At 59.7% G+C, this 22,418-nt stretch carries 19 protein-coding genes, 1 tRNA gene and 1 pseudogene; 10 read left to right on the top strand and 11 right to left on the bottom strand.

Annotated elements, in window-relative coordinates; genetic code table 11:
• Window positions 1–136: 136 nt before the first annotated feature.
• From BK658_RS14745 to BK658_RS14725, 4 genes are all read left to right on the top strand, one after another.
• The gene (locus tag BK658_RS14745) at window positions 137–409 is read left to right on the top strand and encodes an HU family DNA-binding protein (protein WP_002552737.1); all 273 of its coding nucleotides are present in this window, start codon (window positions 137–139) and stop codon (window positions 407–409) included.
• 53 nt (window positions 410–462) lie between these two features.
• A tRNA-Asp gene (locus BK658_RS14740) sits at window positions 463–539 on the top strand.
• A gap of 101 nt (window positions 540–640) precedes the next feature.
• Window positions 641–2,500 carry a SurA N-terminal domain-containing protein gene (locus BK658_RS14735; RefSeq protein ID WP_123582912.1) on the top strand — a complete coding sequence of 620 codons (1,860 nt, stop codon included), beginning with the start codon at window positions 641–643 and terminating at the stop codon, window positions 2,498–2,500.
• A 272-nt stretch (window positions 2,501–2,772) separates the two neighbouring features.
• Entirely contained in the window at window positions 2,773–3,636 is an 864-nt protein-coding gene (locus BK658_RS14725; RefSeq protein ID WP_123582911.1) for a DUF2242 domain-containing protein, read from the top strand.
• Window positions 3,637–3,993: 357 nt separating this feature from the next.
• Here BK658_RS14725 and BK658_RS14720 read toward each other — a convergent pair whose 3' ends face one another.
• Window positions 3,994–5,034 carry an AraC family transcriptional regulator gene (locus BK658_RS14720; protein WP_123582910.1) on the bottom strand — a complete coding sequence of 347 codons (1,041 nt, stop codon included), beginning with the start codon at window positions 5,032–5,034 and terminating at the stop codon, window positions 3,994–3,996.
• 3 nt (window positions 5,035–5,037) lie between these two features.
• A complete protein-coding gene (locus BK658_RS14715) occupies window positions 5,038–6,168 on the bottom strand; it encodes a nitrilase-related carbon-nitrogen hydrolase (RefSeq protein ID WP_123582909.1) in 1,131 nt (376 codons plus the stop codon).
• A gap of 210 nt (window positions 6,169–6,378) precedes the next feature.
• Between BK658_RS14715 and BK658_RS14710 the strand changes: the two genes are divergently transcribed.
• On the top strand, window positions 6,379–8,418 hold the full coding sequence (locus BK658_RS14710; protein WP_123582908.1) for an NADPH-dependent 2,4-dienoyl-CoA reductase: 2,040 nt from the start codon (window positions 6,379–6,381) through the stop codon (window positions 8,416–8,418).
• 157 nt (window positions 8,419–8,575) lie between these two features.
• Complete coding sequence (locus BK658_RS14705) at window positions 8,576–9,508, top strand: 1-aminocyclopropane-1-carboxylate deaminase/D-cysteine desulfhydrase (RefSeq protein WP_123582907.1); 933 nt, start codon at window positions 8,576–8,578, stop codon at window positions 9,506–9,508.
• Here BK658_RS14705 and BK658_RS14700 read toward each other — a convergent pair.
• From BK658_RS14700 to BK658_RS14685, 3 genes are all read right to left on the bottom strand, one after another.
• Window positions 9,495–10,052, bottom strand: a complete 558-nt coding sequence (locus tag BK658_RS14700) for a cytochrome b (RefSeq protein WP_123582906.1) — start codon at window positions 10,050–10,052, stop codon at window positions 9,495–9,497. The two genes, BK658_RS14705 and BK658_RS14700, sit on opposite strands and share 14 nt — an antisense overlap.
• A gap of 201 nt (window positions 10,053–10,253) precedes the next feature.
• Window positions 10,254–11,081 (bottom strand): phosphonoacetaldehyde hydrolase, encoded by an 828-nt coding sequence (gene phnX / locus BK658_RS14695; protein ID WP_123582905.1) that lies wholly within the window; start codon window positions 11,079–11,081, stop codon window positions 10,254–10,256.
• Window positions 11,082–11,231: 150 nt separating this feature from the next.
• On the bottom strand, window positions 11,232–12,341 hold the full coding sequence (locus tag BK658_RS14685) for a 2-aminoethylphosphonate--pyruvate transaminase (protein WP_123582903.1): 1,110 nt from the start codon (window positions 12,339–12,341) through the stop codon (window positions 11,232–11,234).
• Window positions 12,342–12,452: 111 nt separating this feature from the next.
• On the opposite strand from BK658_RS14685, the gene BK658_RS14680 reads away from it, so the two are divergent.
• Window positions 12,453–13,313: a LysR substrate-binding domain-containing protein gene (locus BK658_RS14680; RefSeq protein ID WP_123582902.1), complete on the top strand. Its 861-nt coding sequence runs from the start codon at window positions 12,453–12,455 to the stop codon at window positions 13,311–13,313.
• Window positions 13,314–13,449: 136 nt separating this feature from the next.
• Here BK658_RS14680 and BK658_RS14675 read toward each other — a convergent pair whose 3' ends face one another.
• Entirely contained in the window at window positions 13,450–15,243 is a 1,794-nt protein-coding gene (locus BK658_RS14675; protein ID WP_123582901.1) for a type VI secretion system Vgr family protein, read from the bottom strand.
• 219 nt (window positions 15,244–15,462) lie between these two features.
• On the opposite strand from BK658_RS14675, the gene BK658_RS14670 reads away from it, so the two are divergent.
• Window positions 15,463–16,167, top strand: coding sequence for a YebC/PmpR family DNA-binding transcriptional regulator (locus BK658_RS14670; RefSeq protein WP_019689579.1), 705 nt, complete (start codon window positions 15,463–15,465; stop codon window positions 16,165–16,167).
• 123 nt (window positions 16,168–16,290) lie between these two features.
• Here BK658_RS14670 and BK658_RS14665 read toward each other — a convergent pair whose 3' ends face one another.
• The 4 genes and pseudogenes from BK658_RS14665 to BK658_RS14650 all read right to left on the bottom strand — a co-directional run bounded on the left by BK658_RS14665 (window position 16,291) and on the right by BK658_RS14650 (window position 19,164).
• Window positions 16,291–17,616: a leucine-rich repeat-containing protein kinase family protein gene (locus tag BK658_RS14665; protein ID WP_123583097.1), complete on the bottom strand. Its 1,326-nt coding sequence runs from the start codon at window positions 17,614–17,616 to the stop codon at window positions 16,291–16,293.
• 111 nt (window positions 17,617–17,727) lie between these two features.
• Window positions 17,728–17,850, bottom strand: a pseudogene (gene zapE / locus BK658_RS14660) (AFG1/ZapE family ATPase); the annotation flags it as partial.
• A gap of 58 nt (window positions 17,851–17,908) precedes the next feature.
• Complete coding sequence (locus tag BK658_RS14655; RefSeq protein ID WP_123582900.1) at window positions 17,909–18,661, bottom strand: anti-sigma factor family protein; 753 nt, start codon at window positions 18,659–18,661, stop codon at window positions 17,909–17,911.
• Complete coding sequence (locus BK658_RS14650; RefSeq protein WP_123582899.1) at window positions 18,658–19,164, bottom strand: sigma-70 family RNA polymerase sigma factor; 507 nt, start codon at window positions 19,162–19,164, stop codon at window positions 18,658–18,660. The genes BK658_RS14655 and BK658_RS14650 overlap by 4 nt, the downstream gene beginning before the upstream one ends.
• Window positions 19,165–19,324: 160 nt before the next feature.
• Between BK658_RS14650 and BK658_RS14645 the strand changes: the two genes are divergently transcribed.
• Window positions 19,325–20,416, top strand: a complete 1,092-nt coding sequence (locus tag BK658_RS14645) for a catalase family peroxidase (protein WP_123582898.1) — start codon at window positions 19,325–19,327, stop codon at window positions 20,414–20,416.
• Window positions 20,413–20,955 (top strand): cytochrome b, encoded by a 543-nt coding sequence (locus BK658_RS14640; RefSeq protein WP_123582897.1) that lies wholly within the window; start codon window positions 20,413–20,415, stop codon window positions 20,953–20,955. The genes BK658_RS14645 and BK658_RS14640 overlap by 4 nt, the downstream gene beginning before the upstream one ends.
• 155 nt (window positions 20,956–21,110) lie before the next feature.
• Here BK658_RS14640 and BK658_RS14635 read toward each other — a convergent pair whose 3' ends face one another.
• Window positions 21,111–22,262, bottom strand: coding sequence for a M14 family metallopeptidase (locus tag BK658_RS14635; protein WP_123582896.1), 1,152 nt, complete (start codon window positions 22,260–22,262; stop codon window positions 21,111–21,113).
• Window positions 22,263–22,418 lie beyond the last annotated feature (156 nt).

The following is a 22,418-nucleotide window of genomic DNA, read 5'->3' as shown; positions in this document are numbered from 1 at the left end:
CTGGGGGGCTTTCTTGACAGCTTTTTAGAGCCCTTGTTATAAAGCGGCTCTTAAGTGTCTGTAGGCCATTCAGCACTCGTTTTTGCTTTCACCAAAAAACTTAGAATCATCTCAAATAGATATAAGGGGACTTAGAGTGAACAAGTCGGAACTGATTGATGCTATCGCTGCATCCGCTGATATCCCGAAAGCTGCTGCTGGCCGCGCGCTGGACGCTGTAATCGAATCCGTCACTGGCGCTCTCAAGGCTGGCGACTCTGTTGTTCTGGTTGGTTTCGGTACTTTCTCCGTTACTGATCGTCCAGCTCGCATTGGTCGTAACCCACAGACCGGTAAGACGCTGGAAATCGCAGCAGCCAAAAAACCAGGTTTCAAAGCCGGTAAAGCACTGAAAGAAGCTGTTAACTAAGCCTCACTCGGTTTTTTGCCTATCCGGGTCGGGGTCATTCCTGACTTGGCAGCGGAGCGGTAGTTCAGTCGGTTAGAATACCGGCCTGTCACGCCGGGGGTCGCGGGTTCGAGTCCCGTCCGCTCCGCCAGTTACGAGAAGGCGCATCCTCGGATGCGCCTTTCTTCTATCCGGATTCTACCCACGCTCCACGGTTGCCTAATTTGAAGTTCAACCGTTTCTGGGGGACGCATGCTGCAGAATATCAGGGACAATTCACAAGGCTGGATTGCCAAGACCATTATCGGGGTCATCGTTGCACTGATGGCTTTGACCGGTTTCGACGCCATCTTCAAGGCCACTACCCACCGTAATGATGCGGCCAAGGTGAATGGTGAAGAAATCAGCCAGAACGAGCTGAGTCAGGCGGTTGATATGCAACGCCGTCAACTCATGCAACAGCTGGGCAAGGATTTCGATGCATCCTTGCTTGATGAAAAAATGCTGCGCGAAGCTGCTTTGAAAGGGCTGATCGACCGCAAACTGTTGCTGCAAGGCGCAGAAAAATCGAAATTCGCTTTCTCCGAAGCTGCACTGGACCAAGTGATCCTGCAAACGCCTGAATTCCAGGTCGACGGCAAGTTCAGTTCTGAGCGTTTCGACCAGGTGATCCGTCAGCTGGGCTACAGCCGTATGCAGTTCCGCCAGATGCTGGCTCAGGAAATGCTGATCGGCCAGTTGCGCGCCGGTCTGGCAGGTAGCGGTTTCGTCACCGATGCACAGGTGCAGGCTTTCGCTCGTCTGGAAAAACAGACCCGCGATTTCGCGACCCTGAACGTCAAGGCAGATCCAGCGGCGGTGAAGCTGACTGATGAAGAGGTCAAGGCTTACTACGACGAACACGCCAAAGAGTTCATGACGCCTGATCAGGTGGTCATCGATTACCTCGAGTTGAAGAAGGCTTCCTTCTTCGATCAGGTCGCCGTCAAGGACGAAGACCTGCAAGCGCTGTATCAGAAAGAAACCGCGAACCTGGCCGAACAGCGCCGGGCTGCGCACATTCTGATCGAAGTGAATGACAAGGTGAACGAGGCGCAAGCCAAGGCGAAGATCGAAGAGATTCAGGCGCGTCTGGCCAAAGGTGAAAGCTTCGAGGCCCTGGCCAAGGAGTTCTCGCAGGATCCAGGTTCGGCTGCCAACGGCGGTGACCTCGGTTACGCTGGCCCGGGCGTTTACGACCCGGTCTTTGAGAAAGCACTGTATGCGCTGGGCAAGGACCAGGTGTCGGCGCCGGTGCGCACTGAATTCGGTTTCCACTTGATCAAGCTGTTGGGCGTTGAAGCACCGCAAGTGCCAAGCTTCGCCAGCCTGAAAGACAAGCTGACCAAGGAACTGAAAACCCAACAGGTCGAGCAGCGTTTTGTGGATGCGACCAAGCAGTTGGAAGATGCCGCGTTCGAAGCCTCCGACCTGGCTCAACCAGCTGCGGACCTGAAACTGACCGTCCACACGTCTGCACCGTTTGGCCGTGAAGGTGGCGAAGGTATCGCGGCCAACCGTGCCGTGGTCACTGCTGCGTTCAGCCCGGAAGTTCTGGATGAAGGTGCGAACAGCACCGGCATCGAGCTGGATCCGGAAACTGTTGTGGTGCTGCGTGCCAAAGAGCATCGCAAGCCTGAACAGCTGCCACTGGAAAGCGTCGCTGCGAGCATTCGCGTGCAATTGACCAAGGAGCACGCCAGTGCTGCTGCCAAGACCAAGGTTGATGAGCTGATTGCCAGTCTGCGTGATGGCAAGACGCCGCTTGATAGCCAGAGCTGGAAAGTCACCCACGCGGCAACTCGTGCTCAGGAAGGGGTTGATCCAACCGTGCTGCAAGCGTTGTTCCGCATGCCCAAGCCTGCAGCCAAGGACAAGCCGACTTTCAGCAGCGTGACTCTGACTGACGGTAGTCTGGTGATTGTGCGTCTGAACGGTGTGAGCGAAGCCGCAGCGCCTTCTGAAGAAGAGAAGGCTCAGTATCGTCGCTTCCTCGCGTCGCGCGTTGGCCAGCAAGACTTTGCGGCCTATCGCAAGCAGCTGGAGAGCCAGGCGGACATCAAGCGTTACTGATGCCTGACTGACCCGTTGGTGGTAAACAAAGACCCTGGCCGAAAGGCCGGGGTCTTTTGTTTTGTGCGGTTCAACGGCTGACTGAATTCTTTGGTCATCCAGTCAGCGCGCAGCGGCCAAATTACGGGTGTTCATCAATCATTTGTGGCTGCGACTTTTTCCGGTAAACGATGGTCAGTAGACTTGTATCGCTTACAAGACACTAATCCATACGCCGTTACGGGGTGATCTGTTGCACAATAGGCCCCGGATCGTTTTCTTCAGGATGTTCAATGTTCAAATCATTCCATGTGCGTGCCGCCGGGCTGGCGTTGGTACTGGCTGCAGCAGCCGGTTGTACCAAGGACCAGGCCATCTATGAGCATGAAAATTTCGATGATTCCGGGACGTTTTCGCGCAAATACCCGGTTACCGATGTCGCTTCCTGCGAGGCCGCCCGTCGGGCGTTGTTGAGCCAGGGCTACATCATCACCAGCACTGACCCGAAACTGGTCAGCGGTCACAAGAGCTTTCAGCAGACCGGCGACACGCATATGGAGATCAGCTTCAACGTGGTCTGCGCCGAAGACAGCAAGCATCACGCGACGATGTTCGCCAATGCCTTGCAGGACCGTTACGCGCTGAAGAAAACCAACAACTCCGCCAGCCTCGGCGTCGGTGTGTTGGGCTCGGTGTCGATGCCGATTGGTTCTTCCGATGATTCGATGGTCAAGGTCGCCAGTGAAACCGTGTCCTCCGGGAAGTTCTACGAGCGGTTTTTCACCCTGGTCGAGCTGTTCCTGCCGCCTGAGGTGAAGAAAGAGGCGCATATCGTCGAGAAGCCAAAGGCCGATCTGGGTGTGCCTGAACCCACGGCAGCCCCTGCAGCGCCAACATCCACGCCTGCAGCGACGCCAGCGCCAACTCCAGCGCCTGCCGTGCCAGCGGCGGCCGAGCCGGCGAAGGCTGCACCAGCGCCAGCGGAGAGTGCGCCGATAGAGCCTATATCCGCCGTATCGGCACCTGCGGCGTCGGTTGAACCTGCGAGCAATGCCGAGCCGACACCGGTGTCTGAAGTCGTCACGCCACCGGCGAATCCGAGTTCGTTGCCGGCGCCGACCGAGCCAATTCCGGCACTGCCATCGTCCGGCAAGTAATCTGAGGTCGAGCACTGTGGGGTCAATGGCTGATCCTGCAGTGTTTCTTCAGACGCATCTGCACTGCCAGAGGCTGATTTTCTTCAGCTTTTATTCATAGTATCCCGTGATAAATTCTTGAGTGCCTGCTACGTTTTACTAGCAGGAACGTTGTGCTGTGCCCGCGTCATTTTTCTTTCATGCGGGCACTTTATGCTGAGGGCGAAGGTCATTGGTATAACGGTTTAACTCGACTCAAAAGGACATCTCAATGGACGATTATCAAGAAGAGCTGCTTGAATACCAGGCGTTTGAACTGGACCCTCTGGAACCAGCCGAAGACGCCACCGAGTTGTAACAAAGCAGCTGCAGGAGCCGTCAGGCTGATTGCCTGTGACTGCGACGGAACTCGCCAGGTGTCTGGTTGTTCCAGCGTTTGAAGGCGCGCTGAAAGGCTTCGGCCGAGGCAAACCCTAGCAGGTAGGCGATCTCGCCAAAGGCCAGTTCCGTGTCACGGATGTAGGTCATGGCCAGATCGCGGCGAGTGTCGTTGAGAATGGCGCGAAATTGCGTACCCTCTTCGGCGAGCTTGCGACGCAAGGTCCAGGTCGGCAGCTTCAGGCGTGCCGCCACTTCTTCCAGGTCGGGTTCGCGACCTCCATTGAGCAACGGCCCCAGCAACTGAGTGATGCGTTCACGCAGGCTGCGGGTGCGGGTCAATTGCTCCAGTTCGCGCTCACACAGCTTGAGCAATAGACGCCAGGTACTCGGACAGTGCTCGGGGTTGCGCAGTGCCAGGCTGGCCTGACTCAGCCTTAGTTGGTTGTGCTCGGCACCAAACTGGATTGGACAATCACCCAGCAGTGCGTAGCGCTCGCGGTAATCCGGCTCGGCGAACTCGATGTCGATGCGTTCGGCGTGCAGCGGCTGGCGGCTCACGCTGGATAACTGCTGCAACCAGCTGGCGATGATCGAATCCACCACAAAGCGGTTATAGGCGTTGTACGGGCTGATGGAATAGAACCGTAGCCATGCGCCCTGGGCATCTTCATGGAAACTCGACTGGCCGCGGTAATTGGAGCCGTACAAGGCCTCGAAGCGAATCAGGCAACGCGCCGCTTCGCGCACGGTTGGCGCCTGAGCGGCAGTGACGCCGGCCAGCCCGACCTGGCTGAGGCGGCTCAGTTGGCCCATACGCAGACCCAGCGCCGGATCGCCTGTCAGTTGAATGGCCGCGTGGCCCAGGCGCATGTAGCGCGGGATCGACAGCCGCGCGCCGGCTTCGGCTAACCGGGCCGAGTCGAGTCCGTATTGTTCCAGCAGCGGCTGCGGGTCCAGGCCGTGGCTGGACACTGCGTCAGCCAGGCTATGGACGAAGCCGACCGACAGATCTCCGAGACGCATCGGCTGTGGTTTCATCACTTACAACCAGATATTGAGCAAACGTGCGCCGCGGGCTTCGCGGTCGGCGAAGTGTTGGCCGTTGCTGCTGAGAAAGCTCTGGCCGGCGCTGCCCTGATCCCAGAATTGTCCACGCAGGAACACGCTGACACCAGCACTGGCCTGACTGACCGGGCGCTGACTGGTCAACGTCAGGCGATGCCAGGCCTGGCCTTCGCTGAGCGAGCCGGGCTGGGGGCCGATTTCGCTCGGGGTCGATGAGCCTTTGTCACCGCGCCAGGGTTTGTCCCAGGTATTTCGGCCGATGACAAAGGCCGGCACGGCGATCAGTTGAGCGCCCTGATCGTTGAGTTTGCGATAGTTGTCCGGGTACCAGCTGTCGTTGCCGATCAATACGCCCAGGCGTCCGGCCGGGGTGTCGATGACATTGATCATTTGATCGGTGCTGGGCTGGATGAAGCCCCGTTGATCGAAGGCCGGGCTCAGCTGGCGCTGCGGTTGGCCGATCGGCAAGCCATCGCGACCGAACACCAGGCTGCTGTTGTACAGCGCACCACGACCGATTTTCAGTGTGCCGTCGCTGACACTGGGTTCGGGTAGCACGATGCTGCCCGCCACCAGGGTGATGTCGAACTCGTTGGCAAGCCCACCGAACAGCGCCTGGTACTGCCTGGCCATGCTCTTGGCTTTCATGCGCAGGTGCGCGTCATCCAGGCGGCTGTCGCCCTTGGCGCTGATCAACGCGCGCAAAAAGCTCAGGGGATTGCTCACTGCCAGCCAGTTCATGGCTTCGTCCAGCGTGCTGGCTTGATACAGCTCGTCTTTCTCGCCGCTGACCATCAGCCAGGTACCGATGTGTTCCGGCAGAACGACGATGGTCTTTTCGTTCAGCAGGCCTTGTTCGCGAGCCTGCTGCAGATAGGCCGCGAGCTTGCGGTGCAGGTGCTCGGGGCTTTGATAATCGGTGGGGAACAATTCGGGCTGGATGCCCAGCAAGTTGCCGCGATCGGCAGGAACGCCTTGGTTAACGGCGAGGTTGATGCGCAGGTCCGAGAGATAATGGCCAACCGGACGATCATCGGTCCACATCGCGTACGCGGCGATGACGGCGACAAACGCCATGGAAGCGGTCAGATAAAGAAGTTTGCGCATGGGGAAACAGTCAGCGGCCTGGTGCAGGATTCGCCGACTAGGGTAGGCCCCATGCTGATGAATGCCAAGAGGTGCTGCGCGTTTGGATCAATAAGTTGTCAGTTACGGTCATTGAGCGATGACAGGCCTGCTCTTAGTCTGTGGCACATGACCGATGGGTGCCAAAGAGCTCCCGCACTATTTTCGTGATTGTTCGTTGTGGAGCTACCGATGACTGCCGCTCATTACCCGCACCTGCTGGCCCCGCTGGACCTGGGTTTTACCACGCTGCGCAACCGCACCCTGATGGGCTCGATGCACACTGGCCTTGAGGAGAAGCCTGGCGGTTTTGAGCGCATGGCGGCGTACTTCGCCGAACGTGCTCGCGGTGGCGTTGGCCTGATGGTGACAGGCGGTATTGGTCCGAACGATGAGGGCGGGGTTTACTCCGGCGCCGCCAAGCTGACCACTCTCGATGAGGCGCTCAAGCACCAGGTCGTCACCCGTGCCGTGCATGAGGCAGGTGGCAAGATTTGCATGCAGATTCTGCACGCCGGGCGTTATGCCTACAGCCCGAAACAGGTCGCGCCGAGTGCGATCCAGGCACCGATCAACCCGTTCAAGCCCAAGGAGCTGGACGAGGAAGGCATCGAGAAGCAGATCAGCGACTTCGTCACCTGTTCGACCCTGGCGCAAAAAGCCGAGTACGACGGTGTCGAGATCATGGGCTCGGAAGGTTATTTCATTAACCAGTTCCTCGCAGCCCACACCAACCATCGCACCGATCGCTGGGGCGGCAGCTATGAAAACCGTATGCGCCTGCCGGTGGAAATCGTTCGCCGCGTACGCGAAGCGGTCGGCCCGAATTTCATCATCATCTTTCGCCTGTCGATGCTCGACCTGGTGGAGGGCGGCAGCACCTGGGAAGAAATCGTTCAGTTGGCCAAGGCCATTGAACGGGCCGGCGCGACCATTATCAACACCGGGATCGGCTGGCACGAAGCGCGGATTCCGACCATTGCCACCAAGGTTCCACGTGCAGCCTTCAGTAAGGTCACGGCGAAGTTGCGCGGGGAGGTAGGTATTCCGCTGATCACCACCAACCGCATCAACACCCCGGAAGTCGCCGAGCAGATCCTCGCCGAAGGCGATGCCGATATGGTGTCGATGGCACGGCCGTTCCTCGCCGACCCGGAGTTCGTTAACAAGGCCGCCGCCGGTCGCGCTGATGAAATCAACACCTGCATCGGTTGCAACCAGGCCTGCCTGGACCACACCTTCGGCGGCAAATTGACCTCGTGCCTGGTGAACCCGCGGGCGTGCCATGAAACCGAGCTCAACTACCTGCCAGTGCAGCAGATCAAGAAAATTGCCGTGGTGGGCGCAGGTCCCGCGGGTTTGTCTGCAGCCACCGTGGCTGCCGAGCGTGGCCATCAAGTGACACTGTTCGATTCTGCCAGCGAAATCGGTGGCCAGTTCAACGTCGCCAAGCGTGTGCCGGGCAAGGAAGAGTTCTTTGAAACCCTGCGCTACTTCAAGCGCAAGTTGCAGGCCACGAATGTCGAGGTATGCCTGAATACGCGGGTCGATGTCGCGCAGCTGGTGGACGGCGGTTATGACGAGGTGATTCTGGCCACCGGTATCGCGCCGCGTGTGCCGGCGATTCCGGGTGTCGAGAATGCCAAGGTGCTGAGCTACCTGGACGTGATCCTCGAGCGCAAGCCGGTCGGCAAGAACGTTGCGGTGATTGGCGCCGGCGGTATCGGTTTTGACGTCTCGGAGTTCCTCGTGCATCAAGGCGTCGCCACCAGCCAGGACCGCGAAGCGTTCTGGAAAGAGTGGGGCATCGATACTCACCTTGAGGCCCGTGGTGGTGTCGCCGGGATCAAGGCCGAACCTCACGCGCCGGCACGTCAGGTGTTCCTGTTGCAGCGCAAGAAATCCAAGGTCGGCGACGGTTTGGGCAAAACCACCGGCTGGATTCACCGCACGGGGCTGAAGAACAAGCACGTACAGATGCTCAACAGCGTCGAGTACCTGAAGATCGATGACGAAGGCCTGCACATCCGCATCGGTGAAACCGGTGAGCCGCAAGTACTGCCGGTAGACAACATCGTGATCTGCGCCGGGCAGGATCCGTTGCGCGAATTGCACGACGGCCTGGTAGCTGCCGGGCAGAATGTGCATTTGATTGGTGGCGCGGATGTAGCGGCCGAGCTGGATGCCAAGCGTGCGATCAATCAGGGGTCGCGACTGGCTGCCGAGCTCTAAGCGTACCAATGGCCATCGCGGGCAAGCCCGCTCCCACAGGTTCTGTGTTGTTCGCCGAATAGTGGTTCATCTCTGAACCCTTGTGGGAGTGGGCTTGCCCGCGATGGCGTTCTGACTGCTGCTAAGATGCCGGCTCTTCCCCAAAGAGCCGGCATCAATGCTTTCTCCTCCCAGCGACTGGCTGCCCCATGCCCCGCTTGAACGTCTTCATCTCGACTGGCTCGCCAGCGCCGGTATCGAGGTGGCGATCCTGCGTCTGGACCGGATCGACCCGCTGATCTCCGGCAACAAGTGGTTCAAGCTCATTGATCATCTAAGGGTGGCCCGCGAGGCCGGTGCCGAAGGTGTAATCAGCCTGGGCGGTGCCTGGTCCAATCATCTGCATGCGCTGGCGGCAGCCGGTAAGCGCTTTGGTTTTCCTACCGTCGGCCTGCTGCGCGGGCATCCGCAAGACACCCCGACCGTGGAGGATTTACAGGCCTTTGGCATGCAACTGCACTGGTTGGGTTACGGCGGTTATCGTGCGCGCCACGAGCCGGGTTTCTGGCAACCATGGCAAGCGCAATACCCGCAGCTGCATCCGATCCCCGAAGGCGGGGGCGGTCTGCTCGGTGCGCGTGGTTGCGGGCAGTTACTGACTCAGGTCGGCGAACAGTTGAACCAGTTGGGCTGGAATGACCATGACGGCTGGTGGCTGGCCTGCGGAACCGGCACCACGCTGGCCGGGCTGGTGCTGGCCGAGGCCCGAAGGCATCCGGTGTATGGCGTGCTGGCGGTGCCCGATGATCATGGGGTAGCGCAGCAGGTCGAGGCGATTCTCGGCGAATGCGGCTTGCCGGACGGTGGATATGAGCTGTTCGACGGCAGTTGCGGCGGTTTTGCCAAAGTCGACCCGACGTTGCTGGAATTTATCGAACGCTGCGAGCAGGCCAGCAGTATCCCGCTGGAGCCGCTGTACACCGGTAAAGCGCTATGGACACTCAAGCAACAGGTTGATGCTGGACGTTTTGCCGCCGGCACACGCTTGATCTTCGTGCACACCGGCGGCTTGCAGGGGCGTCGGGGTTTTGCGCCGATCAGTCAGGGCTGATGCGCTTGGGCATCATCCGCAGCAGGGTGTTATCGCGCACCACGTAATGGTGATACAGCCCGGCCACAGCATGCAGGCCGATCAGCCAATAGCCGAGGGTGCCTGCCAGTTCATGCCAGCCCTTGATCTGCTTGGCCAGCGGTTTGTCCTCGCTGATCAGCAACGGCAGGTCGATGCCGTAGAACATCACCTGATGACCGTTGGCGCTGGTGACCAGCCAACCGAGAATCGGTGTGGCGATCATGAATATATACAACGCCCAGTGCATCAGCCGGGCAAGCAAGGTTTGCCATTGGGGCGATGCCGGGAAGATTTGCGGAGCGCGTCCCAGGCTACGGGCGAACAGCCGTAACCAGACCAGTGCGAACACGGTCAGGCCGAACATGTAGTGCGCTTCCGTGATCAGGGTTCGACCGCCACTGCCCCTGGGAAACATCCCCCGCAGTTCGATACTGGCGTAAACCAGCGCCAACAGTACCAGCATCAACCAATGCAGCATGATTGATACGGTGCTGTAGCGTGATTCGGAATTCTTCCAGGGCATACGGTTTTTCCTCGCTTATCAGGTCTGAAGCCCCCGTTCTTGTATGACGGAGTGAGTTAACTGTAATCCTGTTTGCGAGGATTTGCCTGAGTCAGATCAGGCTTCGTGCCTTATCGAACGCTCTGCGACAGACTATTGGGTAGAAAAAAAGCGCCAGCCCCGGTTCGGGGGCTGGCGCTTTTTTTGCGCTTGACGCGGTAATCAGCTGCTTTGCGGCATCTCACCGTTGGCCAGGCGCTTGTTGATGTCGGCGATCACTTCCGGCAGGTCGGTGATGGTGTCGATCATGTAATGCGGACGTGAACCTTCGAACAGGGCGTGAATACGCTTGCTTTCGCGGGTCAGTTTGTCGCTGCCCAGCGCGCGATAACCGTCGTAGGTCAGGCCCAGCGCGTTGCCCGAGCAGATCAGCGCGACGGTCCACATGCCGGCACGGCGACCTTCGAGTATGCCTGGCACGGTGTCGTCGATCTTTACGCAGGCGGCGACATCGTCAATGCCCAGTGCGATCACGTTTGCCAGGGCTTGAGCCGGCCATGGGCGGCCATTCGGCACTTCATCGGTGGCGACTACATGGTCAGCCACGTAGCCGTTGATGGCGGCCAACTCGACGACTTTATCCATGACTTGCTTCGGATAACCGGAGCACGAGCCGATTTTGATCCCTTGCTGGCGCAGGTTGGCGATAGTGTCCAGGGCTCCCGGGATCAGCGCCGAGTGCTCGGCGATTTTTTCGATTTGCAGCGGCATAAAGCGTTTGTAGATGGCCGTCACGTCATCGTCGCTCGGCGTACGACCGAAAACCTTGCGATAGCGCTCGGCCACTTCGGGCTGATCGCAGAGCGTGCGAATGTGATCCCACTTGCCCATGCCCATTGGCCCACGGGCTTCTTCGATGGACACCTGGACATCGAATTCGGCAAAGGCTTCGACGAAGATCCGGGTCGGTGCGAAAGAACCGAAGTCGACCACGGTGCCAGCCCAGTCGAGGATGGCGGCTTGCAGCCGAGTTGGGTTGTTGTAGTTCATGGTAATCAAATCCTGTGGCAACTGGCTAATAGGGGAGCTGTTTTTGGTGGGAGCGAGCCTGCTCGCGATGTGGGCCTGACATTCAGCAAATGTGTTGGCTGACAGTCCGCTATCGCGAGCAAGCTCGCTCCCACAGGGGGCAGTGGTGAGTCAGATATCGAGGACTTCCATTTCGTGCAGCACCTCGGCGATGGCCGCCACTGCCGCATGCATCTCGGCCTGATTGACATGGCCGATGCAGCCGACGCGGAAGGTTTCTACCTGGGTCAACTTACCCGGGTAGAGGATGAAACCCTTGGCCTTCACACGTTCGTAGAATGCTTTGAACTGGTAACGCGGATCTTTCGGCGCATGGAAGGTGACGATGATCGGCGCCTGGATCGCCGCGGGCAGAAAGCTGCGTAAGCCGAGTTTGGTCATCTCATCAAGCAGCACCCGGCAATTGTTTGCATAACGCTGATACCGCGCCGGCAGGCCACCTTCTTCGTTGTATTGCAGCAGTGCTTCGTGCAACGCCGCGAGCACGTGGGTCGGTGGAGTGAAGCGCCATTGGCCGGTTTTGGCCATGTAGGCGTGTTGGTCGAACAGGTCCATCGCCAGCGAGTGGGAGTTGCCGGCGGCATTCGCCAGGGCGGACTTGTTGGCGAAGACGAAGCCCATGCCTGGTACGCCCTCCAGGCATTTGCCCGAGGCGGCGATCAGTGCGTCGAACGACACTTTTTGAGCGTCGATCGGCAGCGCGCCAAAAGAACTCATGGCGTCGATGATCAGACGTTTGCCGTGCCGGGCGATGACCTGGGCGATTTCCGGCAACGGGTTAAGAATCCCGGTGCTGGTTTCGCAGTGGATCAGCGCCACGTGGGTGATGCTGCTGTCAGCGTGTAGCAGGCGGTCGACGTCGGCGGCAGTGGTCGGTTGGTCTTCGGCCGTTTCGAAGGTGCTGTAAGAGCGGCCGAGGACTTCACAGATCTTCGCCAGGCGTTTGCCGTAAGCACCGTTGATCAGCACCAGCACTTTGCCGTCGCGAGGCACCAGGCTGCCGATGGCCGCTTCGACGGCGAAAGTGCCGCTGCCCTGCAACGGCACGCAGTGGTGGCTATCGGCACCGTTGATAATCGCCAGCAGCTGCTCGCAGACGCTGGCGGTCAATTGATTGAAGCGCTCATCCCACGAACCCCAGTCCACCATCATCGCCAGACGGGTGCGCTGCGAGGTGGTCAATGGGCCGGGAGTGAGCAGGATGGGTTCGGCAGTACTCATTCGGGTGTTCTCGCAATCGGTGGGATGAAGCTGCGGGAGATAAATTGCAATTTGCCGTGCCATCAATCAAATTGTTTGTTGTTATGCCTGCCATCAGTAAGGCCGATAGCTATGAATCTGTTCCAACTCCGTGCATTTGATGCCGTGGCCCGCGAAGGCAGCTTCACTCGCGCCGCTGCCCGTTTATTCATCAGCCAGCCGGCGGTCACCGGACATATCAAGGCGCTGGAGGAGCACTATCAGATCACTCTGCTGCGGCGCACCGCGCGGCGGGTCGAGCTGACGGAGGAGGGCACCAGGCTTGCGGCGATTACCCGGGCGATGTTCGGCCTGGCCGAAGAGGCGCAAGTGATGCTTGAGGCCAATCGGCAGTTGTTGACCGGTCGGCTGGAAGTGGCGGCGGACGGTCCGCACCTGGTCATGCCGATGCTCGCCAGCCTGCGAGCGCGGTATCCGGGGATCACCGTGAACCTGCGGTTGGGCAATGCCCAGGAAACCCTCGCGGCGTTGTTGTCCGAGCACGCCGACGTGGCGGTGCTGACCGAGCTCGAGCCGCGCAAAGGTTTGCACCTGCAAGCCTTGAGCGAGTCGCGGATCTGCGCGTTGGTGCCGGCCGGGCATCCATGGTCGGCGCTACGTGATGGGGTTGCGCTCAAGCAATTGGATCAGGTGATCATGGTCTTGCGTGAGCCAAGCTCAATCACCCGTCGCACGTTCAATGAGGCCTGCGCTCAGGCCGGGATCAATCCGCGGGTGCTGCTGGAGCTGGACAGTCGGGAGGCGGTGACCGAGGCGGTGGCGGCCGAGCTGGGGGTGGGCGTGGTGTCTTCGGTGGAAGTCAGCCACGACCCGCGCGTGCAGGCGGTGCCGATTATTGGCGAAGGACTGGTCAACCGGCACATGATTGGTTGCATGGAGCGGCGGCGGGACTTGCGGTTGATACAGGCGTTTTTCGATCTCGCACCGACCTAACCACCCGATCGTTCCCATGTTCTGCGTGGGAATGCATCCGGTGACGCTCCGCGTCACAATTCAAACGCGGACGCAGAGCATCCAGGGCGGCATTCCCACGCGGAGCGTGGGAACGATCATTGAGCGTCAATAGAACCTAGGAAGTAGCGTCCGGGCCGTTCACCAGCCAGTCGAACAGCAGACGCGCCTCACGCGGTTGGCACTGAGCGTTGGTGGGGTTGGCGTTGTCGATGAAGCTCAGGCGTTGTTCGCTGTTCCAGTGTTGCTGGAAATAATCGGCCAGCGCCACGCATTGCCCGGGATACAGCAGGCAGAGTTGTTCGGGAGTACGGGCGAACTCGCTGGCCAGGCGCTGTTTCTGTTCTATCGTCAGCGACAGGTTGCCCAGTGCCTGGCTTCTTCCGCTCATCAGCACATCGTCACGGTTGAGGCTCCCCAGTTCCTTGAGCCGGGGACGCGGCATGCGCACGATGTACCACGTGGTGTCGGCCAGGCGTTCGGTGGTAGCGCAAGGCCGCTCGAACAAGTAGATCTCGCCGCTCCAGCCCATCGGCGACGCCTTCTGTTCAGCCGCCACTACCGGTTGCGGTTCGCCCGCTTGTACGCCAACGAAACCCGTACAAAGCACAGGTCGATCAGGATCGCCGTCGAGGAAACTCACGTGCACTTCGCTGCCGGCCAGTGGCAAGGTCGGGCGCCCCGTCCCCGTATGAGCGATCGGCAACCAGATGCCTGAGGAACCTTGCCTGTCGGAGTGCGCATCAGGCCACAGGCAGACGTTGATTCGCCCGTGTTCGTCGAGGTGCGGCGGTATTCCTGCCGGACCGAGGACCTCAGCCGTCTGGTAACCGCGGATACTCGGTCGGGAATGTTTGAGGGCCGGGCGGAACGCGGTCGACCAGGGAATGGCCTTGAACTGATTGCGATAACCCGCTGCCTTGGACAACACCTTGTCCGCGCCAGGCGTTTCGCCCTGGTGCAGCACTTCGCTCAACAACCATTGATCGTTGAACGCCGGGACGGGATGTCCGGTGACTTGCAGCAGCCGGCCGCTGAGCAGTTCGGGCAGTCTACTGTGGCCCTGAACCAGGCGATGCAGGCTGCGCAGACGCTCGAGTTCGCGGCGACCGAGCTGGTTACGACGGGCTTGCGCCGGGTCGATTCGACCCGTTGGGTGCAAGCTGTCGAGGTAGGTCTGGTTGGCGCAGGCGTCAGGTTCGAGGGGTGTGCGGTCAGCGTTGGCGTGCTGCACAAAGGTGGTTTGCGGCCCTGTGGTCGGCCGGCTATGGCATTGAAAGAGCTGGCTGATCCGCGGCTGTCCGGCATCCCGTGCTGTGGGGTGAAAAGCACTCTCGACCGGTCGCTGTGCAAAGCTGTCGCTGTCATCGGCGAACACCAGCACGTGCCGGTCGTGTTGATGTTCGAAGTGATAGTGGATGCCTTCCTCTTCGCACAGTCGTTGCAGCAGGTTCAGGTCGGTTTCGTCGTACTGGATGCAGAACGGACGCTGCGGATATTCACCGTTTGGCAACTCGAAACGGTAGCTGTCGGACGGTAGTCGATGCTCGGCCAGCAGCCGGCGCAAGATTTCTGGCACGCTCAGTTGCCGGAATACCCTTCGACGGTGCTGCTGCTCCAGTGCGAGCAGGTGGGGGGCGAGGTTCAGGCAGTAGCCGATCTGCTGCGCGCCGCAGTATTGCAGGCCGGCGCTGTGGATGATGCCATGGATGCCGGCGGTGGGGCTCAGGCTGAGGAAGGCCGGTTGATGCAGCAGTAGGTCCAGATTCATTGCGGGCTGCGGGCCGCGCATTTCGATGTCGAATCGATAGACCTGATTGAGGGCTTCGCTACCGCTGAATTGTCGGACCTGAAAACTCAAGGCGAGCTCGGTGAGCGTCAGGATGAAGGGGCTTTCCATGTCGTTGTGCATCAAACACTCTTCTACCAGGAAGTACGGGGCACAGAGGTTACGAAACACCGGCGCTCAATAGTCACCGTAAACCTGCTTTTCAGAAAAGCCCTACAACAGGTTGTGAAGATGTCGATCGCTCACAACACTTTTTGGTCGATTGCCAACTTTTTGCCGTATAAACTTGCACAAAGCGTCGGCCAATAGATGTCTCGGCGCCACAGATCAAGAGAGTGAGTAATGGGCGCACAGTGGAAGGTTAAACACAAAGAAGCGGCAGCCAACGCCAAGGGCAAGATCTTCGGCAAACTGGTGAAGGAAATCACCATTGCTGCACGTAACGGCGCAGATATCAGCACCAACGCGCACCTGCGTCTGGTGGTCGAACAGGCGAAAAAAGCCTCGATGCCGCGTGAAACCCTGGAGCGTGCAATCAAGAAAGGCTCGGGCCAGCTCGGCGAAACCGTGCAGTACCACCGCGTGACCTACGAAGGCTTTGCCCCGCATCAGGTGCCGCTGATCGTTGAATGCGTGACTGACAACATCAACCGTACCGTGGCGGAAATCCGTGTGGCGTTCCGTAAAGGTCAGCTGGGGGCTTCCGGTTCCGTGGCCTGGGACTTCGACCACGTGGGCATGATCGAGGCGTCTCCGGACAGCCCGGATGCCGATCCGGAAATGGCCGCTATCGAAGCCGGTGCACAGGATTTCGAGCCGGGCGAAGACGGCGCGACCCTGTTTATCACCGAAGCCACTGATCTGGACTCGGTACAGAAAGCCTTGCCTGAGCAGGGTTTCACGGTGCTGTCGGCGAAGCTCGGCTACAAGCCGAAGAACCCGGTCAGCGGCCTGACCGACGCACAAATGGAAGAAGTCGAAGCCTTCCTCGAAGGCCTCGATAACCATGACGACGTGCAGGACATGTTTGTCGGGTTGGCGGGTTAATTTGTGATCTGACCTGTGGCGAGGGAGCTTGCTCCCGCTCGGCGGCGTAGCCGCCGTCGTTGTTGGGATGGCTTTGCCGTCCAGCGGGAGCAAGCTCCCTTGCCACGGGTTTTGTATCTGCCGTTAGTGATTTGAGTTACAGGCGGCCAACTCTTGCATGATCTCGCTGAATCCTGGACGCGCCAGCACGTCCGGCTGACAGCAGCGACTCTGCAAATCCATCAAACGCTCACGGCGTTCAACGCTCAAGCCTGAGTCGATCCGCTCCAGCAACTCACCCAACAGAATCCCGAAGGCCCGCACTTCGATGCGTTGCAGCGCGCGCGTTTCAAGCGTGTCAGACGTGGCATGGAAGGATGCGGCGCCAAAGTCACCCAACAGGCAATCACCGTGCTCATTCCACAACGTGTTGTGGCCGTACAGGTCGCCGTGGGTGATGCCCTGCTGATGCAGGTGCGCAGCGGCCGAGGCAATGCCGCTGGCGATCCGCAGCGCCACCGCTGCACTGAAACGGGTGTCCTCTGCGTACACATCACGGCTGCAAGACGCCAGGCTCGGTAACGCCGCCAGGTTGCGATAGCTCGGCTCGATCAAGTGCATGACCAGCCCGGCCTGAGCCTGCGGATGCCCGACGATCCGCCCCTCGACCTTGATCAGGTTGGGATGAATACCAGCGGTGATGCAGGCATTCATCTCATGCAGCGGTGAGCCGTCGCTGGTCATGTGCCCCTTGTAGAGTTTCACTGCGACCTTGCGCTCAGGCTGCGACGGTTGCTCCCACACGGCCTGGTGAATCACCCCGGAAGCGCCTTCGCCCAATTGTTGCTGCAGGTGCAGTTGCGACCAGGGAATGTTCGGCGTGGCTTCGAGCGCGGCGGCATCGGCCTCGGTTTCCAGCGGGTTGCCGGCGTACGCCAGCCATGCCAGCCCTGGCAATGTCAGCAGCCATTGCGGTAACTCGGTCATGCGGTTGGCGGCGATGCGGATCAGCTCCAGCTGATGGCACTGGCTCAAGCTTGCGGGCAGGCTTTGCAGGTGGTTGCCGGCGAGCATCAATTTTTGCAGGTGCGGCCGTTCGCCCAATTCGCTTGGCAATTCGCTGATGCAGTTGTCGGTCAGGATCAGCCAGCGCAGCAGTGGCGGCAGCGCGGCGGCCGGGACTCGTTCAAGGCGATTGGCCTTGAAGCCGATCATCGTCAGTTGCGCGCATTGACCGAGGCAGGTCGGCAGCTCGCGGAACTGATTGTCCGAGCAAAACAGCACGCGCAGATGCGTCAGGCGATGCAGGTCATCCGGCAAGCTGCTCAAGGCATTGCCGCTGAGGTTGAGCACCTCCAGGGTGCCTGCCAGGTCGAAGATTTCCCGGGGAAACTCGGTCAGGCCGCACGACAGATCCAGACGTTTGAGCCCTGCAAGCGCGCCGGCCCGCAGTTGTGCAAGGGTATGCATGAACACATCCAACCAATGAGAAGAGAACGGCAAGTCGCCCACAAAAAACGCCGCCATGATAACGACAAAAGCTGCTGCGCTGGACGCTTTATAGCGCCGGCCCGACGTCTACTGGCTGCAGTAATCGCGAGGGCCGCCGACTTCCATGACCTGCATGCGCGCTTGGATCAGGTCGATGACCGGTTTGAAACGTGTGTGGTAGAGCGGGTTGGGCAACAAACCCTGGGGCGGATACGGTCCCGGTGGCACGTCCGGCAGCCAGCGTTACAACCTGTCATTCAGCTTTGAAGCTTTAAAACCGCTGCATCTGCTTGAGCATTGGCGTCGCCGGATCCCGGGTTTCGCTAACCATCGCATAGTTGTACCCGGCCCCGGACCAGTACTCGGCCTGCAACTCACCGTCGCTACGACTGCCACGTGGCAGCAGGTAGTTCTTCGGGCCTGGCGGGCGGATGTAAAAACTGATCTTGCGGCCGCTCTGGTCTTCATACATCACCATCGCTGCGGGGCCCTGTTCGGTGCTCAGCAACCGTCCGCTGACCGGTTTGAACCCCGAGTTGGCGAGGTTCGGCAAGCGATCGGCCCGGGAAAAATAACGGTCGAGCCAGCCCTGCATATCGCCGGCATCGGTGATCTTGTAATCAGCCGGCAGGATGCCTTGCTGGGCGAACATCCGGTAGGCCTGCAGTGCATCGGTCATCGGTGGTATTGCACCCACCATGGTCATTTCTCGCGCTTGCCAGCCGCTGAGGCCGCCAATACTGACCGCGATCAGCAACACGGCGGCGCTGGCCAAGTGGCGGCGGGACTGTTGTTTCAGACGCTGGCGAATCACGCTGGGGTCGAGGTTCGGGTTGGGCGGTTGCTGCAAGGCACCGCTCAAGGCAGCGCGCAGTTGCTGGGCGTCCTGTTGCCAGGCCTGAACCTGCTCGGCAACGTGCGGATTGGCCGCCAGGTACGTTTCCACCAATCGCCGGTCCACGTCGTTGAGTTGATGGTCGACGTAGGCGTGCAGGTCACTGACGCTTGGGGGCATGCTGATCATTTGAGTATCCGCAAAGAAGGGCTGGTGATTTCGCCGTCGCTGAGCAGGCGCAAGGCCTGGCGAGCGCGGGACAGGCGAGACATCACGGTGCCGGTGGGGACGCCGAGAATCTCGGCAACCTCCTTGTAACTCAAGCCTTCCACCGAGACCCAGAGCAACAGCGCGCGTTGCTCGGTGGTCAGTTTATCGAAGGCTTGCAGTGTTGATTGCGCCAACACCGTGCGTTCGACCGAGGGCTGTGCATCGTCGCGACCGGTGAAAAATTCGAGCATTCGCGCATAACGCCTTGAGCGTCGATGGGCGTCGAGAAATTGTCGATACAGAATTGAAAACAGCCAGGCGCGCAAGTCGCCGTCCGGGCGTTTGTTGCCCCAACCTGACAGCGCTCGCTCAAGGCACGACTGCACCAGATCGTCAGCGTTGCTGGGGTTGCGCGTCAGCGAGACGGCAAAACGCCGTAGCCTGGGGATGAGTTCACGTAACGGTTCGTCGAGATCGTTCATGGAATGCTGGCTAGTCATTACGCTTTGGATCAGGAAGACGCTCGGCAGGGGAGGTTATTCCAGCATTGGAAAAATAAATACCGGGCCATGGAATAAACCTCCGCGGGCTTCGTCTGATTGATCCTTTCCACCGGTGGCCCACGGCCCTGGAGATGTTCACATGGTTGATCGTTCACCACCGCCACGGCCTGACAAAATCCCCCTGAGCCGCGCGAGCCTGGCCTTGCGCCTGGCAGGTATCGGCGCGGTAGTCACCGCACTGGCCGGGGCCCTTGCCTATGTCAATGGCACGTTTGACCCGCAGCGTCTGACACCCAAAGCGCTGGTCGACGTGTTGGAGAAAAACAATGGCGTACACCCGGGGTTTCGGCGCAATCACGCCAAGGGCGTGTGCGTGGTCGGGTATTTTGAAAGCAGCAGCGAGGCGCGTCCGTATTCAACCGCAGAGGTCTTCAGTGCGGCACGAACGCCGGTTGTCGGGCGTTTTGCGTTACCCAGCGGCAATCCCTATGCGCCGGACAGCAGCGTGCCGATCCGCAGCCTGGCGTTGCGCTTCAAACAGGCCAACGGTCAGCAATGGCGCACGGGAATGAACAGCATGCCGGTGTTCCCTGTGGGCACACCTGAAGCGTTCTATCAGTTACAACAAGCCCAGACACCGGACCCGGCCACCGGCAAACCCAATCCTGCCAGCGTCCCGGCGTTTTTTGCCACACACCCGGAAACCGCGCCTTTCCTGCAATGGGTCAAGACCGCCAAGCCGTCGGCCAGTTACGTGACCGAGACCTACAACGGCATCAACGCTTTCTATCTGGTCAACGCCGCGGGTCAGCGTCAGGCGGTGCGCTGGAGCGTGGTCCCCGTGGCGCGAGATACGGTCGGCGCCAGCGCCCCTGAAGGTGCGGACTTTCTTGAAAAGGATCTGCTCCAGCGCTTGAAGAGCGGGCCGCTGCGTTGGCAACTGAATATGACGCTGGCCAATGCTGCTGATCCGACCAACGACGCCAGCAAGGCCTGGCTGGGTGAGCGCAAGGTCCTGAACGCTGGGACGCTGGTGCTGGAAAGCGCCCAGGCACAAAACGATGGCGAATGCCGCGACATCAATTACGACCCGTTGGTCTTGCCGAGCGGTATCGAGGGTTCCGAGGACCCGTTGCTGGCCGCACGTTCGGCAGCTTATGCCCGTTCTTACCTGCGTCGAACCGCTCAAGTCGACCAGTTACCCACCGCCAAACAGGAGTCGCCACAATGAGCGCGCACCCTCATCATTTCGCTCCACTGGCGCGGCTGCTGCATTGGCTGATGGCGGTGATGATCATTACCATGTTGTTTATCGGTGCCGGCATGGTCGCGTCAGTCTCCGAGCGTCATGAATGGTTGATCCATCTGCACAAGCCATTGGGTATTGCGATTTTGTTGTTGGTGATCGTGCGTCTGTTTGTACGCTTCTCGACTCGCCAACCGCCGTTGCCGACAGACTTGCCGGGCTGGCAAGCGCTGGCGGCCAAGGCATCGCATGTGCTGCTTTACGCGTTGATGCTGATTTTGCCGTTGCTGGGTTGGGCGATGATCTCGGCGGCAGGGGACCCGGTGATGCTCGGCAGTTCGTGGCAATTGCCCGCGATTGTGCCGGCGAATGCGCTGCTGTTTGCCTTTCTGCGCAGGGCCCATGGTTATCTGGCGTACGTGCTGTTTCTGACCGTTCTGTCGCACCTGGCAGCGGCGTTGTTCCATGGCTGGGTGCATCGTGATGGGGTGTTGCAAAGCATGTTGCACGGCAAGGATCACTGATCGACTGGCACGGCGCATCGCTCAGGTGCACTGCTTTTCAGTGTCAGTAGCCAATAGACCAGCGCCACGGCGTTGATCCCCGCGCCCAGCCATGGAACAGCGCCGCCGAGTGAAAGATGGCTGCACACCTTTCGGCATGCAGCCATTGAGAGGCATCAACGCAGGGTGCCAACCATCTCCGCGATCGTCGACAACACATCCTTGCCCAACTGCATCGAACGTTTGCCCGACCAGCCGGTGAGTGCATTCGGTGCGTCGTTGTTGTCCTTGAATGGCATTTCGAGGGTCAGTGACAGGCAATCGAACTTTTCGCCGACGCTGTTGCAGGCCAGGGTCATGTTGGCTTTGCCCGGGAGGTCGCGGGTGTAGCCGTGGGTGGTCTGGAAGTCGCGGGTCAGGTGTTTCAGATGACTGCGAAAGTGCTCTTCGAGTTTTGCGATTCGCGGCGTGTAGCCCGGGTTGCCTTCGCAGCCAGCAGTGAACACGTAGGGGATTTCTTCATCGCCGTGGATATCGAGGAACAGGTCGACACCGTACTTCTCCATTTGCTGTTGAACGAAGAGTACTTCCGGGCTGGTGTCCTGGCTCGCGCTCTGCCAGGCGCGGTTGAGATCCTTGCCCATGGCGTTGGTCCGCAAGTGACCATGGAAGGCGCCGTCCGGGTTCATGTTCGGCACCAGGTACAAATCGGCACTGGCCAGCAGTTTGTTCAACTCAGGATCATTGTGCTGTTGCAGACGTTCAATGACACCTTCCATGAACCACTCGGCCATGTGTTCGCCGGGATGCTGCTGGGCGATGATCCAGACCTTGCGCTGGCCCTCGGCGCCGCTGCCTTTGCGCAACAATTGAATATCCCGGCCTTCGACGCTTTTGCCGGTGGCCAGCAGTTCGGTGCCAGCCTTGCTCAACGCCTGGTCGATCAGCCAATCGTGGCGTCCGCGGCTGTAGGGTTCAAAGTAGGCGAACCAGGCGTGAGTCTCGGTGGCTTCGAGGCTGAAGCGCAGGCAGTCGCCTTCAAAGATCGTCGGCACACGGAACCAGTTGACGTGGTCATACGAGGCCACCGCCTGGTAACCGTCCCATGCCTTGTGATAGGAGGATTTACTGGCGTTGTTCAGTCGAAACCAATGTTCCTGGCCGACGTGCAGACCACTGGCCTTGAAGTGAAACCACTGGAAATGCTGACTGCGGGTATCGGGTTTGATGGCCAGCAAGGCCTGTAACGGATTGCTGATGTCCAGCACCTCGATGTTGCCGCTGTCGAAGTTGGCGGTGATCTCAAAGGAGCGGTGGGCCACGGTCATAATCTATTCCTGAATATGATTTTTATGGCTGTTACTTTACACGCAAGGGTGGGAAAACCGAGGGCAATTTGCGGGGGGATAAAATGGGGGGCGTCGTCCTTGACGCAGCCGCAGCTTAGTGTTTATGCGATTGATTCTCAAGTGCTATTTTTGGCG

Origin of the sequence: Pseudomonas brassicacearum, assembly GCF_003732175.1 — a bacterium.
GTDB lineage: Bacteria > Pseudomonadota > Gammaproteobacteria > Pseudomonadales > Pseudomonadaceae > Aquipseudomonas > Aquipseudomonas brassicacearum_G.
Note: the sequence above shows the minus strand (reverse complement) of the source record. Positions and strands in the feature narration are given on the sequence as shown.